This window comes from Ferrovibrio sp. (genome assembly GCF_041906005.1).
Classification (GTDB): domain Bacteria; phylum Pseudomonadota; class Alphaproteobacteria; order Ferrovibrionales; family Ferrovibrionaceae; genus Ferrovibrio.
In genome coordinates, this window is the sequence record NZ_JAYRJY010000002.1 from 17,638 (window position 1) to 34,426 (window position 16,789).

Sequence of the window (16,789 nt, forward strand, 5' to 3'; positions counted from 1 at the left end):
CGACGCGAAAGCTTGGCGGAACGGTTTTCAGTGCTGCAACGGTTCAGCATCTTGGGTGGTCTGGCGCTTGTCCTGCTGATTGTGGCGGGCCTCTACACCTATATGACCGGGCCAGGCCGCGAGAAGCCCTTCTATACGCCCGGCAGCATCCCGAGCCGCGAGGATTGCTTCTATCGCAAACTCGCCCAGTTCCAGAATGTGACCCGGCAGATCATCTTTCAGGTGGCGCAGGATTGCGAGCTTGAGGTGCAGTCGCTGGAAGGCCACGAGCAGATGCGGCAGGAATGGATCGAGCGACAGGCCCAGAAGGCCCGGGAGCGCGCGGCCCAGCCCGTCGAAGCGGCACCCGAGGAACCAAAAGAGCTTGACCGTGTGCGCCGCGTCTGGCGGTAAGTGTTTCGTTTCATCGTTTTCCTCTTTCCGAGTAGCACCATGTCCCAGGTTTCCACCCGCACCGTCAGTGACGGCGAGGCCGATCTTCGTCTCGACCGCTGGTTCAAACGTCACTATCCCTGGCTTGGTCATGCCAAGCTGGAGAAGCTGTTGCGCACCGGGCAGGTCCGTGTCGATGGCGGTCGTGCCAAAGCATCCACGCGGCTGGAAGCGGGGCAGGCGATCCGGATTCCGCCGTTGGGCGAACCGCCGAAGGATGACGATAGGCCGCGCGAACCCCGGCCGGCCAAGGCGAACCCGGAGCGCATCGCCGAACTGGAAGCGGCGATCCTGCACAAGGATGATTCCGTGCTCGTGATCAACAAGCCACCCGGCCTCGCCACGCAGGGTGGCACTGGCCAGAGCGAGCATCTGGATGGCCTGCTGGGCTATCTCAAATTCGGCGCCGCTGAACGTCCACGTCTGGTGCATCGCCTGGACAAGGATACGTCCGGCGTGCTGTTGCTGGCGCGAACAGCCTCGGCGGCGGCGAAACTCGCCAATGCGCTCAAGACCCGCGAGGCGCACAAGCTGTACTGGGCATTGGTGATGGGTGTGCCCGAGCATCGCCAGGGCAAGATCCAGCTCGCGCTGTCGAAACTGCCCGGTGCTGCCGGCGAACGCATGGTCGCCGATGAGGAAGACGGCAAAAACGCCGTCACGCTCTATCGCACCGTGGATACGGCCGGCCGCCGGGCCGCATGGCTGGCAATGGCACCCTTGACCGGCCGTACGCATCAGCTGCGCGTGCATGCCGCCGCCATGGGTACGCCTATCGTCGGCGATGGCAAATACGGTGGCGCCGAGGCTTATCTGACCGGCGGTGTCAGCCGCAAACTGCACCTGCATGCGCGCGCCATCCGGCTGCCGCATCCCGCTGGCGGTTTTCTGCAGGTGCACGCCCCGCTGCCGCCGCATATGCAGGCGACCTGGGATTTCCTGGGACTTGAGATTGATAAAGAGGCGGATGAATGGCTGGAATAGGGCCATTGCTGCCCGAAGGGCTGCGTAACCGCGCCCATCCTTTGCGGCCAGCCCTGGCCGGCGAGGTGCACGCCCGCCCGCCGTTGCCATTGGCGGCGCCGGCCCGCGTGCTGCATCTCGGCCTTCTGCTCGACGCTGGTGAGAATGCCGCCGAATATGATCAACTGGCCGCGTTATGCCGTCATGCTGGGCAGCCTGAGCCGATGCGTGGCACGAAACATGTGGCGATTCCGCTTAATGGCGCTGCGCATCTGATCTGGGAAAAACGCACCGAGTTCTCGACCTACACGCTTTATTTGCGTCGTCAGCCCGGCGCCCCGCTGGATGACCGGGCCGCGGGTCTGCCGCTGCCGTCAGGCTGGCTGGATACGCTGCCCGGCAAACTGATGGTCAGTGCCGATGTGACATTGCTGGCGGCTCATGAGCCAGAACCGGATGCCGCGTTGCTGCAGCGCCTGTTCGACGGCCCGACCCTGGTGGCCAGCCGGATTGCCAGCAAGCATGCCACGGTCTGGACCGATTTCTTCCTCGGTGCCGACGACACCGTACGATTCCTGGTGCATGATCGTGGCTTGAGCGACGCCCAGCGCGGTCGTGCGGTAATGCGATTACTGGAAATCGAAACCTATCGCATGATGGCCCTGCTGGCCCTGCCGCTGGCCCAGCAGGTGGCGCCGCGCATCACCCAGCTCGAGCATGGCCTTGCCACGCTGGCTGGCCGCATGGTGGATGTCGCCCATGAAAGCGAGCAGACCTTGCTGCGCGAGATTGCCGGCCTTGCCGCCGAGGTCGAGACGCTGGCGGTGGAAACGCCCTATCGATTTGGTGCTGCGCGGGCCTATCACGCGCTGGTCGAACGTCGTATCGCCGAACTGCGCGAGGAGCGTATCGAAGGACTGCCGACCATTGGCGAGTTCATGGAGCGGCGTCTGTCGCCGGCCATGCGAACCTGCATCACCATGGCCGAGCGCATCGAGGGATTGTCGCGCCGCGCTACTCGAATGGCCAACCTGCTACGCACGCGCGTCGACGTTTCGCTGGAACGTCAGAATGTCGAGCTGCTCGATGCGATGAACCGGCGCTCTCATTTGCAGTTGCGGTTGCAGGAAACCGTTGAAGGTCTGTCGGTTGCCGCGATCACCTATTATTTCGTCGGCCTGGTGGGATATGGCGCGCAGGCTCTGCATGCCATGGGCCTGCCGGTGAACAAGGAAATTGCCATCGGTATCGCCATTCCCATCGTGGCTGGCGTGGTCTGGTGGGGCCTGCGGCGCTTTCGCCGTTCATTGCAGAAGGATGGGCTGCACTAAGACGATTGGCGAAGCAACGCGCGGATTGCGGCACCCAGAAAATCGGCTACCGTGCGCACGCGCGGCGTCCTGCGCAGGTCGCGATGCAGCACCAGCCATAATTCGCGCGACACCGGCGGACGGCCGGGCTCGGCCACCAGTTCCGGGAATTGCCGGCCGATGAATTCGGGCAGCAGCACGGCGCAGGCGCCGGCACGGGCAGCGGCCACCAGCGGCAGCATGCTGTTGCTGCGGATCACCGGCCGGAGGGTTTTCTGTTTTGCCAGCCAGCGGGTTTCCGGCAGGTCAGGCAGGCTTTCATCAAAAGCGGCAATAACCGAACGATCACCGGTGAGGGGATTGCGATACAGCCGGTATGGCACATTGCCCAGTCGACTGGCATAAAGCTCGCCGCTTTGCGGGCGCGCCCAGCGGATCGCGATATCGGCCTCGCGACGGGCGAGGCTGAGTGAGCGATGCTCGACGGTGATTTCGATCTGCAATCCAGGCCAGCGCTGTCGCAGGGCCGCCAGTTGTGGCGCGATGCAATGACTAGCGATGCCCTCGGTGCAGGTGACGCGTACATTGCCTTCGAGCTGCTGGCCGCGCTCGGCATCGGCTAGCCGGCCCAGACGCAGCAAAGGCACTTCCACCTGTTCGGCCGCCTGCAATACAGGCTGGGCCTGGGCCGTAGGTCGATATCCCCGGGCCCGCCGTTCGAACAGCACAATGCCCAGGCTGGCTTCCAACGCGGCGATACGCCTAGCTACCGTGGCATGGTTCACCTTCAGCAGCCGTGCCGTGGCCGATAGGCTGCCATGCCGCGCCAGCGCCAAGGCGTAACGCAGGTCGTTCCAGTCGATATCATCTGTGCGTTTATGAACAGGCATCGCGCGATCTTACGGAATTCGCACAGAGGGGGCCAGCCGCTAAATCAGGACCGGCCGAAATAGCCGATAACGTATGGCCTATTGCAAAAGGACTCAGATCATGACCCGCCCCAAGACATTGCTCGAGATGGCCGGCGTCGCCGGTCAGCCCATCCTGTGGCAGAACGCGACCCTGCTGCTGATCGACCATCAGGTCGAATACACCGCCGCGGGCGGCCTGCCGCTGCCCGGCATCGATGCCGCCGTGGCCGAAATTGGCCGCCTGCTGGCCGCCGCCCGGGCCGCTGGTGCTCCGGTGGTACATGTGCGGCATCATGGCCGGCCGGGCGGGGCGCTGTTCAATCCAGAAAGCCCGAAGGCGGATTTCATTTCCACGATTCGCCCGCTGGAAGGTGAGCCGGTGGTGACCAAGGCGTTGCCGAACTCTTTTGCCAATACCGATCTGGACAGTGTATTGCGCGGCCTGGGTCGCAAGGAACTGATCATTGCCGGTTTCCAGAGCCATATGTGCGTCAGCGCCACGGCGCGTAGTGCCCTGGATCATGGCTATCGCGGCGTCGTGGTGGCCGATGCCTGCGCCACGCGCGATTTGCCTGATCCTACGGGCGACGCTGTCGTTCCGGCGGCCGACTTGCATCGTATCAGCATGACGGCGCTGAACGACCGCTTCGCCGTGGTCGTGCGCAATGCTTCGGCTATTTCGGTGCAGGCAGCGGCGTAGCGTTTACACCACCGCGCGGCGCGGCATCGGCGGGTGGCACCGGCTGGATGGGACCACCGGTTTCCGAAGGCCGCTGCCGCGTCCGGCGGTCAGCCGGCAGGGTCTCCCAGACCGAGTTGGCCTCGGCCAGGGTCAGCTTTCGGTCGCCCGGGCGACAGGTGCGGCTGCGATAGAGCAGACTGCGGGTCGGGAAAAAACACCATGAGGCTTCGGCCAATTGTGCACGTTGCAGCAACTCGGCTTCCTCCGAGTTGATCCAGCGACTGCCGGCCGGGCAAACCTGCGCCTCGAAGACATTGCCTGTGCTCTCGTTGTAGCAGAGTGCGTATACGCCGTCGCCAACGCGCGCGGCGTTGCTGGCATAAGGCGTGCCCGAATAGGCGCTTGGTCCCGCTGGCGGCGTATTGCTTTGCGGCACGGCGCCAGGCCTGGCCGGGGCGGCATTGCGCGATGTGATCGGTGCGATTTCGGGTGCGCCGCGGCCCGCGACTGGCGCGCGCGTCGTGGTGAATTGCCGTTCGGCCTGATCCATGCCGATGGGAGCATAGCCCGGTGCGCAGCGGCCGGTCTGGCTGGTGTAGAGCAGGCCGGTATCGCTGTTGAAGCAGGGGACACCGCTGGCCGTTGCCGTGACTTCTTCCGCCGAGGTGTTGCGGCTGGGACGATTGTCGCTCCCGGCCCAGCTCCGATACAGGCTGCGATTCAGGTCACGCACGCTGTTTTCCATGCCGCTGCAAGCCGTCAGGCCGGCGAGCAAAACCAGGATCAGCGCAACGCGCCCGGACATGGGCTCAGCCGCGACCGCGATAGGAAGCGACGCCTTGGTCCGGCAGCCACAAGCCGGCGGGCGGCTTGCCGGTTTGATAGAATACATCGATCGGCATGCCGCCCCGCGGATACCAATAACCGCCAATCCTCAGCCAGCGCGGTTTCATCGCCTGCACCAGGCGCTTGGCGATACTGACCGTGCAATCTTCGTGAAAGGCGCCATGGTTGCGGAAGCTGTTGAGGAACAGTTTCAGGGATTTGGATTCCACGATGCTGCGGTTTGGCACGTAATCGATCACCAGATGGGCGAAATCCGGCTGGCCGGTCATCGGGCACAGGCTGGTGAATTCCGGCTGTACGAAACGGATCAGATATAGCGTGCCGGGCTGGGGGTTGGGCACGGTTTCAAGTTTCGCCTCAGAGGGGCTGAGGGGCTGATCCGTCGCCTGCCCGAGCTGGGTGAGCTGCGGGTAATGAGGGGTGGATGAAGGGGATGTTTTGCGCTTTGCCATGGCCCTGTTTTGCCACAACAATACCTTTATTGCATCCCCGTGCTGCCATGATCGGCGGCCAGATTGAAAGTGTCCGGCAGAACAGCAGCATCCATCACGGATGCCCGGCCGGATCATCGATTGCCCCCAAGGAGGCAGATATGACCTTTCGTCTGAAATCGTTCGCTACCGGCGCCGCTTTTGCCAGCGCCCTGTCGTTGGGCGTCCTGTCGCTGGCCGGCGGAGCCTATGCGCAGCAGATCCAGACTCCGGCTCAGCCCGCCGCTCCGGCCCAGCCTGCTACCCCGGCCCAGCCGGGCGTGACCACGGCAACGCCAGCCACCCCGGCGGCTCCCAATCCGGCTGCTCAGGGTCAGTCAGGCCAGACTCGTGCCGACGCGAAAAAAGCCGAGAAGAAAGCCGACGAAAAAAAGGCTGATGCCAAGAAGGCGGAAAAGAAGGCCGACGAGAAGAAATCCGACCTTCGCAAGGCCGACCAGAAGGCCAAGGATACCCGGAAAGCCGTCAACTGAGGCGCAGTGACGGCCAGTCGGAGCCCCCGCGATGAGCGGGGGCTTTTTTTGTCGGTTTTTCGGGCTAGGTGTGCGGTTGAGGGATTTCTCTGGGCATGCGATTTTCGGGCGATGGATAACCTGACCGCCAATTTGGAATTTGAACCGCCCCGTCTGGTGATTTTCGACTGCGATGGCACGCTGGTCGACAGCCAGCATCATATCGTTGCGGCCATGCATTCCGCTTTTGGCGCCCATGGACTGGCACTTCCCGACCCGGATTGTATACGTCGCACCGTGGGGCTGCCCTTGGCTACCGCGATTGAAAGCCTGTTACCCCCCGGGGGCCCAACCTTGGCGGCGGTGGTGGAGGCCTACAAAGAAGCCGCCATTGCCCAACGGCTGGCGCCGGATCATTGCGAACCGCTGTTTCCGGGGCTGGTCGAGACGCTCGACCGCCTGGAGATGGCTGGGTTCCTGCTGGGGATTGCTACAGGCAAGGCTCGGCGAGGACTCGATTTCACGTTGGCAACTCATAACCTCGTCGGCCGTTTTGTTACCCTGCAGACCAATGACGTGGTTGCGGCGGGCAAGCCAGCACCCGATATGGTTATTCAGGCGATGGCGGAAACCGGCGCCGTTCCGGCCTCTACGGTGGTGATAGGAGACACCACCTACGATATCGAAATGGCCCGCAATGCCGGGGTTCCAGCCATTGGCGTAGCTTGGGGCTATCATGACGAGAACGTGCTCGCTAAGGCTGGAGCGCTACACATAATCAATAACTTTGGGGAACTTCCTGACCTAGTGAATCAATTGATGGGAGGTGCCGTATGCGTGCGCTGAAATGGGGTTTGGGCATCCTGGCCGTTCTGGTTGCCGCCGTCGCCATCGCTGTGCTGACCATCGATGTGAACCGTTTCAAGCCGCAGATCGTGGCTGCGATTGAAGATGCCACCGGCCGCAAGCTGGAAATTGCCCAGGACATGAAGCTGAGCCTCTGGCCATTAGGCGTCGGTGTGAAGCAGGTCAGTTTCGCCAATGCCGCTTGGGGCAGCCGCCCGCAGATGGCCACTATCGGCGAATTCACGGCCCAGGTTGACCTGTTTGCCCTGCTCGGCCGGCAGATCAAGATTGATCGTCTGGTTCTAGCCGATGTCGATTTGCTGCTGGAAAAGAACCGCCAGGGCCAGGCGAACTGGGAGTTTCAGCCGGCCAAGCCGGGCGCTCCGGCTGCCGCGCCAGGGCAGTCCAGGACCGAGTCTAAAGACAGTGGATTCAGTGGGTTGCCAGTTATCTCGGATGTTTCACTCAAGAATGTGAAACTGGCATACCGCGATGCCCAGAGCGGCGCTAGCAATGATGTGAACCTAAGCGAACTGTCGGTTAAGCAGGCATCGGGCGGTTTGCTGGCGACCCGGCTTGCCGCCGTGGTCGATGGCAATGAAATCCGTGCCGAAGGCACCCTGGGCAGCCTGGACGACCTGATGGCCCAGACGCGGCCATGGCCGATCAAGATGGCAGTCACCGTGCCCGGCGCCAAGGCCAGCATCGACGGCAGTATTGCCCAGCCGATGCAAGCCAAGGGATTGGCGCTGAAAATCGCGGCCGATATTCCTGATCTGGCGGCCGTGGCGACCAAGTTCGGAGCGGCGGCACCGGCCGTGCCCGTCAACCTGCAGGCTGAACTGAAGGACCCGGGGCCGCAGCGTTACAGCCTCTCTGGGATTGCCGCCAAGCTGGGCGACAGCGATCTGACGGGGAGCGGCGAGATCAATCTGGCCGGGGCAAGGCCTGCGGTGAAACTCGACCTCGCCTCGAAGAGCTTCGATGCAACAAAGCTGATGCCCAAGAACAACGGGGCCAAGCCCGCAGCAGTCGGCGGGAGTGGCGGGGTGCCAGCGCCAGCCGCCAAATCGGAAGCCAAATCAGATGGGCGCCTGTTCAGCAACGATCCGTTGCCCTTGGACGGCCTGAACGCCGTGGATGCCGTGCTGGCCTACAAGGCCGAGCGGTTCAAGGCGCCCAGCCTGGATGTGCAGGGGCTGGCATTCGATCTGGTGCTGAAGGATGGCGTGCTGCAGCTCAAACCGGCAATCCAGCAGCTTGCTGGCGGCAGCCTGAACGGCGACATCACGCTGAACGGCAAATCTAAAGCCTTGATCGCCAAGCTGAATGGCAAAGGCATCGTGTTGAGCGATTATCTGCAGAAGGCCGATATCACCGATGTCATACGGCGCGGCGGCGCCACTGATCTTGCGCTGGATGTCAGCAGCCAGGGTGCCAGCCTGCGGCAAATCATGGCGGGCCTGAATGGCAAAGCCGTGCTGAAGGTGGGTGAGGGCGAGCTGAAGGAAGAATATGTTCGCGCCACGCTGCCGCGTCTGGCCGATGCGGTGAGTGTCCTCGGCCGTGCCACAGCCAAGACCAAGCTGCATTGCGTCGTGACCGGCCTTGATATCAAGGCGGGAGTCGTGACCCCCAAGGCTTTGCTTGCAGAAACCGGGAGCCTCACGGTCACGGGCGACGGAACGATCAATCTTGGCACCGAGCAGCTCGATCTGCGTATCATCCCATCCTCGCGCGATACCGGCTTGGCCGCTGCCCTGCCGCCGGTGCGGGTGCGCGGCATGCTGCTCGACCCCAGTTTCACCCCAGATCCGGCTGCGCTGGCGAAAAGCGTGATCGGTACGGCGGCCGGTATTGCGGCGCTGGGGCCCCTGGCATTGCTGTCGCCGGCTCTGGGTTCGGGAGGCGACAATGCCGAAACCGCCTGCGCCAAAGCCACGGCCCTGGCCGAGGGGCGGCCTGTGCCGCAATCCTCGACACAGCCGAGCCAGCAACAGCAGCAACAGCCGAGCCCGCTGCAGGATCTGCGCAAGGGGCTGGGTGGATTGCTGGGGCGCTGATGGCCGGTTATAAGCCGGCCCCATGAAGCGCTTCTACAAGTCGGTCACTGCGGAAAAGCAGCCTGACGGTTCCGCCATTGTGCTGCTGGACGGCCGTCGCCTGAAGACCCCGGCCAAGGCCGATTTCGTCCTGCCTGGCCTGGCGCTGGGCGAAGCCGTTGCGGCGGAATGGGCCGCCCAGGGCAACGAGATCAAGCCGCACGAGATGCCACTGACCCGTCTGGCAGCCACAGCCATCGATCGCGTGCAGGCAGCCCCCCGGCATGCCGCCGAAGAGGTGGTGCGTTATGGCGATACCGACCTGCTGTCCTATCGGGCCGATGAGCCGCCCGAACTGGCTGCCCGCCAGGCCCAGGAGTGGCAGCCGATTCTGGACTGGTTCCGTGAGCGGTATGACGTCCAGATCGCCGTCACCAGCGGCATTGTGGCGGTGAAGCAGCCAGCTGAATTGCAGCCTCGGCTCACCCGCATTTGCGCGACCCTCGATGCCTTCCGCCTGACGGCCCTGCATACGGCAACCGCCGCGACCGGCTCTGTTGTGCTGGGGCTGGCAGTGCTGGAAGGTGCAATCGATGCAGCAACCGCGCACCGACTCGGTCTGCTGGATGAACTGTTCCAGGTGGAACGCTGGGGCGAGGACGAGGAGGCGGCTGCACGAAGGGCCGCTTTGCGCTCTGAATTGGATGCGGTCCAGCGTTTTCTCGCTTTACTGAACGCGCAAGGTTGATTCCACGCCTCAGGGATGCAGGGATTCTGCAAATAGCCTGTAACCTCTCCTACCGCACTTATCGTTGATTCGATATAATCCGTACTCGCTGAGGCAATGTCGGCCATCGGGGGGTCCGGCGTGGCAGGGTCCGATTTATCGCAGCGCCAGCGGCCGAAAGTCGGCTATGGCGAATTGTTGGCGACCATCGCCGACCATGAGAAATACCGCCAGCGTCTGCCTGGCGGTAAACGGGCGATTTTTCAGTTCCGCGACCTATCGCATCTGACCATGGCGGGCGTCGATCTGGCCGGCGCCGATTTTACTGGCTGCAACCTTCAGTCGGTGAATCTGGCCGATACCAATCTCAGCAACGCCGTTCTCTATGGCGCCGATCTGCGTGGAGCCGCATTGCAGGGGGCCCGGCTCGACCGGGCGGATCTGCGCGGGGCTTCGTTGCGCGGCGCCGATCTCACCGGAGCGCGTCTGCTGGATGCGGACATGCGCGACGGCGTGATTGCCGAGCGCGACCAGAGCGGCAGGGTTCAACTTCGCAAGCCGGATCACGAAGCGGTTGATCTTGGCGGTGCGAGGCTGGTCGCAGCCGATCTGACCGGTGCCAACCTGACGGGGGTGGCGGCAGGGCGCACCGACTTCACCGACGCCATCATGGTCAATTGCCTACTCACCCGCGCCAATCTGGCGGCGGCCCGGCTGGAGGGCGCCAATCTTTCAGGCGCCGATCTTTCGGGGGCCAACCTGAAAGACGCCCAACTGCGTGGTGCCGTGCTGGTCGGCGTCAATCTCGATAATGCCGTCATGGCGGGCGCCGATACCAGCAATGTGCTGGATGACAAGCTGCGCGGCCGGCCGCTGGCAGAACTGGGCATGCCGATCGAAGAAGCCTTCCGGCTTTACAAGCTGTGGGTCGAAACCGGTGGCGCCAAGGGACGGCTATTCGATTTCAGCCGGCTTGATCTGCGCCAGATCGGGCCGCGTCCCGGCATCGTGCTGACCGGCGCCGCGCTGGATGGCGCAATCCTGCAGGGGCTCAATCTTGAACGCGCCTTGCTGCAGGGCGCCAGATTGCAGGATGCGGACCTGCGCGATTGCAACTTGTCGGGGGCCGATCTGCGCGGTGCCAATCTAAGCGGCGCGATGCTGGTTCGTGCCGATTTGCGGGATGCGGATTTGCGTCCGCTGGTGCTGGGGGCGGAACGATCCTTCCCGGCCAATCTGACCCGCAGCCTGCTGCGCGGAGCCGATCTGCGTGGGGCGAAGCTGCGTCTGGCCTGGCTGGACGAGGCCGATATGAGCCGTGCCTTGCTCGATGGCGCCGATCTGAGCGAAGCCCGCCTGCCGCAGCGGCATAGCTGATATATCAGATTCGATAAGATCTTCTGATCTCTTGCTCTTTTGCAGTGCAGCGCCGACTATTTTGCCTCGGCCTGCGATATGCTATGCAGCCCGTCGCAATTGTCACAGCCATGTCATGGGCTGGCCGGGCGGGTTCCGTCCCGAAGAATAGCTCTTGGGAGGCCCGGTTAACGGGGGAGTTGCATGCAGGACATTATCCGTCAGCTTGAGGAAAAACGCGCGCAGGCCCGCGAGGGTGGCGGCAAGAAGCGTATCGAGGCCCAGCATGCCAAGGGCAAGCTGACCGCGCGCGAGCGGCTCGAACTGCTGCTCGATCCCGGCTCCTTCGAGGAGTGGGACATGTTCGTCGAGCATGACTGCACCGATTTCGGCATGGCCGAGCAGAAGGTGGCCGGCGACGGCGTGGTGACCGGTTACGGCACCATCAACGGCCGCCCGGTTTTTGTGTTCAGCCAGGATTTCACCGTGTTTGGCGGTTCACTCTCGGCCAGCCATGCCAGCAAGATCTGCAAGATCATGGACATGGCGATGAAGGCTGGTGCGCCGGTGATTGGCCTGAACGATTCCGGCGGCGCGCGCATCCAGGAAGGTGTCGACAGCCTGGCCGGATACGCAGAGGTGTTCCAGCGCAACGTGCTGGCCTCGGGCGTGGTGCCGCAGATTTCCGTCATCATGGGGCCCTGCGCCGGCGGCGCGGTGTATTCCCCGGCGATGACCGACTTCATCTTCATGGTGAAGGACAGCAGCTACATGTTCGTCACCGGTCCCGACGTGGTGAAGACGGTGACGCAAGAGGTTGTGACGCAGGAGCAGCTTGGAGGTGCCATCACCCATACCACCAAGTCGTCGGTGGCCGACAATGCCTATGAGAACGACGTCGAGGCCCTGGCGCAGACCCGCCGCCTGTTCGATTTCCTGCCGCTGAACAATCGCGAGAAATCGCCGGTTCGCGAAAGCTGGGACCCGATCAACCGGCAGGAAACCTCGCTCGATACCCTGGTGCCGCCGAATCCGAACAAGCCCTATGACATGAAGGAGCTGATCGAGAAGGTGGTCGACGAGGGCGATTTCTTCGAGATCCAGCCGAACTATGCCAAGAACATCATCACCGGCATGGCGCGCATCGGCGGCCAGACGGTAGGCATCGTCGCCAATCAGCCGATGGTGCTGGCCGGCTGCCTGGACATTGATTCAAGCCGCAAGGGCGCGCGTTTCGTGCGCTTCTGTGACTGTTACGACATCCCGATCGTCACCTTTGTCGATGTGCCCGGCTTCCTGCCCGGCACTGCGCAGGAATACGGCGGCATCATCAAGCATGGCGCCAAGCTGCTGTTCGCCTATGCCGAGGCCACCACGCCGAAGGTGACGGTGATCACCCGCAAGGCCTATGGCGGCGCCTACGACGTGATGTCGTCCAAACATCTGCGTGGCGACGTGAACTATGCCTGGCCCTCGGCCGAGATCGCGGTGATGGGCCCGAAGGGCGCGGTGGAGATTATTTTCCGCAGCGAAATCGGCGATGCCGACAAGATCGCCGCCCGTACCGAGGAATATCGCCAGAAATTCGCCAATCCCTTCGTCGCGGGCCATCGTGGCTTCATCGACGATGTGATCATGCCGCACAACACGCGCTACCGGATTGCCCGCTCGCTCGCCATGTTGCGAGACAAGAAGCTGGAGAATCCGTGGAAGAAGCACGACAACATTCCGCTGTAAGGGTGGCGCGTATCATGGCTAGCAAGCTGTTCACCAAAATCCTGATCGCCAACCGTGGCGAAATCGCCTGCCGCGTCATCAAGACCTGCCGCAAGCTGGGCATCAAGACCGTTGCGGTCTATTCCGATGCCGACGATGGCGCCCTGCATATGCGCATGGCCGACGAGGCGATCCACATCGGCCCTTCGGCGGCTGCCGAGAGCTATCTGGTGATCGACAAGATCGTTGCCGCCTGCAAGAAGACCGGCGCCCAGGCCGTGCATCCTGGCTACGGCTTCCTGTCCGAGAACCGCGCCTTCGCTGCGGCGCTGAAGGAAGCCGGGATCGCCTTCATCGGCCCGAATCCCGATGCGATCTACGCCATGGGCGACAAGATCGAGTCCAAGAAGCTGGCCAAGCAGGCCGGCGTCTCCACCGTGCCAGGGTATCTGGGCGCCATCGCCACCACGGCTGATGCGGTGAAGATCGCCACCGAGATCGGCTTCCCCGTGATGATCAAGGCCTCGGCCGGCGGTGGCGGCAAGGGTATGCGTATCGCGCGCTCGGCCGACGAGGTGGCGCAGGGATTCTCGTCGGCCACAAATGAGGCGAAAAACTCCTTCGGTGATGACCGCGTCTTCATCGAGAAATACATCGAGCAGCCGCGCCATATCGAGATCCAGGTGCTGGGCGACAAGCATGGCAACGTGATCTATCTGGGCGAACGCGAATGCTCGATTCAGCGCCGGCACCAGAAAGTGATTGAGGAGGCACCAAGCCCGTTCCTCGACGAGAAGACCCGCAAGGCGATGGGCGAGCAGGCCGTCGCCCTGGCCAAGACGGTGAATTACGACAGCGCCGGCACGGTGGAATTCATCGTCGGTCCAGACCGCAGCTTCTATTTCCTTGAGATGAATACCCGCCTGCAGGTGGAGCATCCGGTCACCGAGCTGATTACCGGCATCGACCTGGTCGAGCAGATGATCCGCGTGGCGGCAAACGAAAAACTGAGTATCGCGCAAGCGGATGTGAAGCTGAATGGCTGGGCCGTCGAGGCCCGCATCTACGCGGAAGACCCGTTGCGCGGCTTCCTGCCCAGCACCGGCCGGCTGGTGCGCTGGCGCACCGCGCCGGAATCCGACGTCATCCGCAACGACACCGGTGTCGTGGAAGGCAGCGAGATCAGCATGTTCTACGATCCGATGATCTCGAAGCTGTGTTCTTACGGCAAGGATCGCGACGAGGCGATTTCCACACTCTCGGCCGCGCTGGATGAGACCTGGATCGCCGGCATCGGCCATAACGTCAATTTCCTCTCGGCCGTGCTGGATCACCCGCGTTTCCGCGAGGGCCGGCTCTCGACCAATTTCATCGCCGAGGAATGGCCGGCAGGTTATGGCGGCACGGTGCTGCCGGAAGGCCGACAGAGCGCCATGCTGGCTGTCGCGGCCCTGCTGCATATCCGCAACGAATTCCGCGCCCGCCATCTGGGCGGCAAGCTTGGTCTGCCGGACTGGGAGCCGGGTGCCGAGTGGATCGCGGTGCTGAATAAGGTGGAATATCCGCTGCATGTCGCCAATGCCGAAGGCGGCATCGATGTGAAAGTCGGGAAGGGCAAGGCACTGAAGGTTCGCAGTGACTGGAAGCCGGGCCAGCCCTTCTTCCGTGGCAGTGTGAACGGTCAGACTGTGGTGGCGCGCGTATCGGCGCGGCCTGATGGCGTCCGCGTCGTGCATGGCGGCGCCGAACTGGATATCGCCGTGCGGACGCCGCGGGCGGCCGAACTGGCGCGGCTGATGCCCGAGAAGCTGCCGCCCGACATGTCGAAGTTCCTGCTTTGCCCGATGCCGGGCCTGGTGGTTTCGATCAACGTGGCGGAAGGCGAGCCGGTGAAGGCCGGGCAGGCCTTGGCCGTGGTGGAGGCCATGAAGATGGAAAACGTGCTGCGCGCCGAACGCGACGGCACGGTGAAGAAGGTGAATGCCAAGAAAGGCGACAGCTTGGCCGTGGATCAGGTGATCCTAGAATTCGCCTGATCCACTGCTGATCGGGATGCCTGGGGGTGGCGTCGTCAGACGCCGGCCGGTTCCAGCGTCTTCTTGTACAGGGTTGTGCCGCCCAGGTCTTTCAGCGATACGGTCATGGCATCGGTTCGGCCATCGATCTTTACCTCGCCGAAGAACTGCATGCCCATGCTGGGTGGCAGGTTGACCTGCCCCTTATCGGGAGCCTTCTGCCATACCACCTGAAGGCCAAAGGTGTTGTCTGGCGGATTGGGCCCGAAGGTGCCGGCATTCAGCGGGCCTGAAACGAACTCCCAGAACGGCTCGAAATCGCTGAAGGCGGCCAGGTTCGGATCGTAATAATGGGCAGCCGTGTAATGCACATCGGCAGTCAGCCATACTACGTTCCTGATGCCATTCTGCTTGATGAAGCGGAGCAGACCTGCGACTTCCAGCTCACGGCCAAGCGCGGGTCCGTCGCCATTGGCGATCGCTTCAAACCGCGGATTATCCTGGGCATCCTTGCCGTCGGGAACCTGCAGGCTGATCGGCATGTCGGCCGCGATCACCTTCCACGTCGCGCGCGAAGCAAGCAGCCCCTGCTTGAGCCAGTGAACCTGCGGGCGCCCCAGGAATGCGGTCTGGTCGCTTTCTGCGGTCTGACGATTGGCGGTGTTGGGGCCACGATAACTGCGCATATCGATGACAAATACATCCAGGGAGGGGCCGTAGGGGATCTTGCGATACACGCGCTGGGATTCCTCGGCGCCATGGATACGCAGGGGAGCGTATTCGAAGAAAGCCCGCGTTGCTCGGGCAGTCAGCAAGGGAACGCGCTTTTCCTGGTATCTGTTGTCATCGGACAGGTCCTTGCTATCGGACCAGTTATTCGTCACTTCATGATCGTCCCACTGCCAGATCTGGGGTACGTCGGCGTTGAAATTACGGACATTGTGATCCAGCAGATTATAAGCGTATTGACCGCGGAATTCGGCGAGCGTCTCGGCAACCTTGCTTTTGGCCTCGGTGACGATGTTTTTCCAGATCGTGCCATCCGGCAGTTTCTTTTCGCTCTCCAATGGTCCGTCGGCATAGACGGTATCGCCGCTGTGAATGAAGAAATCGGGCTGCAGCTTGCGCATTGTTTCGTAGATCTTCATGCCTCCCCATTCGGGATTGATGCCGTATCCCTGACCGCAGGTATCCCCCGACCACAGGAAAGTGATGTCGCGTTTGGCTGCTGGGGCAGTCCGCAGCTTGCCGGAGTATGGCCGACTTGGCGTCTTCAGGTCGCCGAGGTCGACAAAATTGACACGGTAGAAAATGGTTTGATCGGCAGGCAGTCCCGTCAGGTCGACCCGGGCGGTAAAATCCGTGTCTTCCAGCGCATAAGGCCCTACGATCTTCTGCGGATTTCGGAAGCTTTCAGTGGTGTCGTATTCCACGACCATCCGTGCGGCACGGTCGCTGCGGCCCCAGACAATTGCACGGTCGGCATGTATGTCGCCGCTCATGACGCCTGACGGCACGGCAGGTCTCATCTTGTCGGATGTGATCATGGCTGGCGCGCGGTCCTGAGCAAAAGCAATGGCCGGAATACCCGATGCGGCCACGATTCCTGCGGCACCTTGCAGAAGAAAACCACGGCGGTTGGGCATTCGGAACTTGCGTGTCATCTTGGAGCCTCTGCTTGTCTGGTCAGGGACTCTCATTGCCCTAGGCGCATTGCACTGGCTTGATCATGCCGTGACCGGGCGATGACAAGTAAGCGATTCAAGACAATGGTATCTTCACGCGGCTTTTTCTCTTTTGAATTGTTTTTCGAATGAGATCTCGACAAATTTTGCAGATGTCACCCGGTTGTCATGCTGCGCCGCTAAGGCTGGCGCAACGAAACCAGTGTCACCGGCTTGTTCATGCGGATTTCCATCGGTCAGCGGATCGGCGCCATTATCTTCGGAGCCATTCTTGCCGTTGGCGTGGCCGCAGGGGCGTATGTCGTCGATCACCTT

The 16,789-nt window shown here is 62.6% G+C and carries 16 protein-coding genes; 11 read left to right on the plus strand and 5 right to left on the minus strand.

The features are described from left to right. Nucleotides 1-30 precede the first annotated feature (30 nt). The 3 genes from ACE3OO_RS17220 to ACE3OO_RS17230 are packed head-to-tail and all read left to right on the plus strand — an operon-like array spanning nucleotide 31 to nucleotide 2,726. Nucleotides 31-393, plus strand: coding sequence for a hypothetical protein (locus ACE3OO_RS17220; RefSeq protein ID WP_374304726.1), 363 nt, complete (start codon nucleotides 31-33; stop codon nucleotides 391-393). A 39-nt stretch (nucleotides 394-432) separates the two neighbouring features. Next, nucleotides 433-1,416 (plus strand): RluA family pseudouridine synthase, encoded by a 984-nt coding sequence (locus tag ACE3OO_RS17225; protein ID WP_374304727.1) that lies wholly within the window; start codon nucleotides 433-435, stop codon nucleotides 1,414-1,416. Further along, nucleotides 1,404-2,726 (plus strand): DUF3422 family protein, encoded by a 1,323-nt coding sequence (locus ACE3OO_RS17230; protein ID WP_374304728.1) that lies wholly within the window; start codon nucleotides 1,404-1,406, stop codon nucleotides 2,724-2,726. Before ACE3OO_RS17225 ends, ACE3OO_RS17230 begins: the two co-directional genes overlap by 13 nt. On the opposite strand, the gene ACE3OO_RS17235 is transcribed toward ACE3OO_RS17230, so the two are convergent. Then, a complete protein-coding gene (locus tag ACE3OO_RS17235) occupies nucleotides 2,723-3,595 on the minus strand; it encodes a LysR family transcriptional regulator (protein ID WP_374304729.1) in 873 nt (290 codons plus the stop codon). The two genes, ACE3OO_RS17230 and ACE3OO_RS17235, sit on opposite strands and share 4 nt — an antisense overlap. 100 nt (nucleotides 3,596-3,695) lie before the next feature. Here ACE3OO_RS17235 and ACE3OO_RS17240 point away from each other — a divergent pair, with 100 nt between their 5' ends. Continuing rightward, nucleotides 3,696-4,316, plus strand: coding sequence for a cysteine hydrolase family protein (locus ACE3OO_RS17240; RefSeq protein ID WP_374304730.1), 621 nt, complete (start codon nucleotides 3,696-3,698; stop codon nucleotides 4,314-4,316). Here ACE3OO_RS17240 and ACE3OO_RS17245 read toward each other — a convergent pair. Beyond that, the gene (locus ACE3OO_RS17245) at nucleotides 4,291-5,103 is read right to left on the minus strand and encodes a hypothetical protein (RefSeq protein ID WP_374304731.1); all 813 of its coding nucleotides are present in this window, start codon (nucleotides 5,101-5,103) and stop codon (nucleotides 4,291-4,293) included. The genes ACE3OO_RS17240 and ACE3OO_RS17245 overlap by 26 nt on opposite strands. Before the next feature lie 4 nt (nucleotides 5,104-5,107). Continuing rightward, a complete protein-coding gene (gene queF / locus ACE3OO_RS17250) occupies nucleotides 5,108-5,596 on the minus strand; it encodes a preQ(1) synthase (RefSeq protein WP_374304732.1) in 489 nt (162 codons plus the stop codon). 140 nt (nucleotides 5,597-5,736) lie between these two features. Here queF and ACE3OO_RS17255 point away from each other — a divergent pair, with 140 nt between their 5' ends. From ACE3OO_RS17255 to ACE3OO_RS17285, 7 genes are all read left to right on the plus strand, one after another. Beyond that, nucleotides 5,737-6,108: a hypothetical protein gene (locus tag ACE3OO_RS17255; RefSeq protein ID WP_374304733.1), complete on the plus strand. Its 372-nt coding sequence runs from the start codon at nucleotides 5,737-5,739 to the stop codon at nucleotides 6,106-6,108. 111 nt (nucleotides 6,109-6,219) lie between these two features. Further along, nucleotides 6,220-6,933: an HAD-IA family hydrolase gene (locus tag ACE3OO_RS17260; RefSeq protein WP_374304734.1), complete on the plus strand. Its 714-nt coding sequence runs from the start codon at nucleotides 6,220-6,222 to the stop codon at nucleotides 6,931-6,933. Then, entirely contained in the window at nucleotides 6,921-8,996 is a 2,076-nt protein-coding gene (locus tag ACE3OO_RS17265; protein WP_374304735.1) for an AsmA family protein, read from the plus strand. The genes ACE3OO_RS17260 and ACE3OO_RS17265 overlap by 13 nt, the downstream gene beginning before the upstream one ends. Before the next feature lie 22 nt (nucleotides 8,997-9,018). Next, nucleotides 9,019-9,723, plus strand: coding sequence for an ATP12 family chaperone protein (locus ACE3OO_RS17270; RefSeq protein ID WP_374304736.1), 705 nt, complete (start codon nucleotides 9,019-9,021; stop codon nucleotides 9,721-9,723). A 120-nt stretch (nucleotides 9,724-9,843) separates the two neighbouring features. Then, nucleotides 9,844-11,079 carry a pentapeptide repeat-containing protein gene (locus ACE3OO_RS17275; protein ID WP_374304737.1) on the plus strand — a complete coding sequence of 412 codons (1,236 nt, stop codon included), beginning with the start codon at nucleotides 9,844-9,846 and terminating at the stop codon, nucleotides 11,077-11,079. A 183-nt stretch (nucleotides 11,080-11,262) separates the two neighbouring features. Continuing rightward, on the plus strand, nucleotides 11,263-12,795 hold the full coding sequence (locus tag ACE3OO_RS17280; RefSeq protein ID WP_374304739.1) for an acyl-CoA carboxylase subunit beta: 1,533 nt from the start codon (nucleotides 11,263-11,265) through the stop codon (nucleotides 12,793-12,795). 14 nt (nucleotides 12,796-12,809) lie between these two features. Next, the gene (locus ACE3OO_RS17285) at nucleotides 12,810-14,810 is read left to right on the plus strand and encodes an acetyl-CoA carboxylase biotin carboxylase subunit (RefSeq protein ID WP_374304741.1); all 2,001 of its coding nucleotides are present in this window, start codon (nucleotides 12,810-12,812) and stop codon (nucleotides 14,808-14,810) included. A gap of 35 nt (nucleotides 14,811-14,845) precedes the next feature. On the opposite strand, the gene ACE3OO_RS17290 is transcribed toward ACE3OO_RS17285, so the two are convergent. After that, the gene (locus ACE3OO_RS17290; RefSeq protein WP_374304742.1) at nucleotides 14,846-16,453 is read right to left on the minus strand and encodes an alkaline phosphatase; all 1,608 of its coding nucleotides are present in this window, start codon (nucleotides 16,451-16,453) and stop codon (nucleotides 14,846-14,848) included. Nucleotides 16,454-16,567: 114 nt separating this feature from the next. Further along, nucleotides 16,568-16,786, minus strand: a complete 219-nt coding sequence (locus ACE3OO_RS17295; protein ID WP_374304743.1) for a hypothetical protein — start codon at nucleotides 16,784-16,786, stop codon at nucleotides 16,568-16,570. Nucleotides 16,787-16,789: the final 3 nt, after the last annotated feature.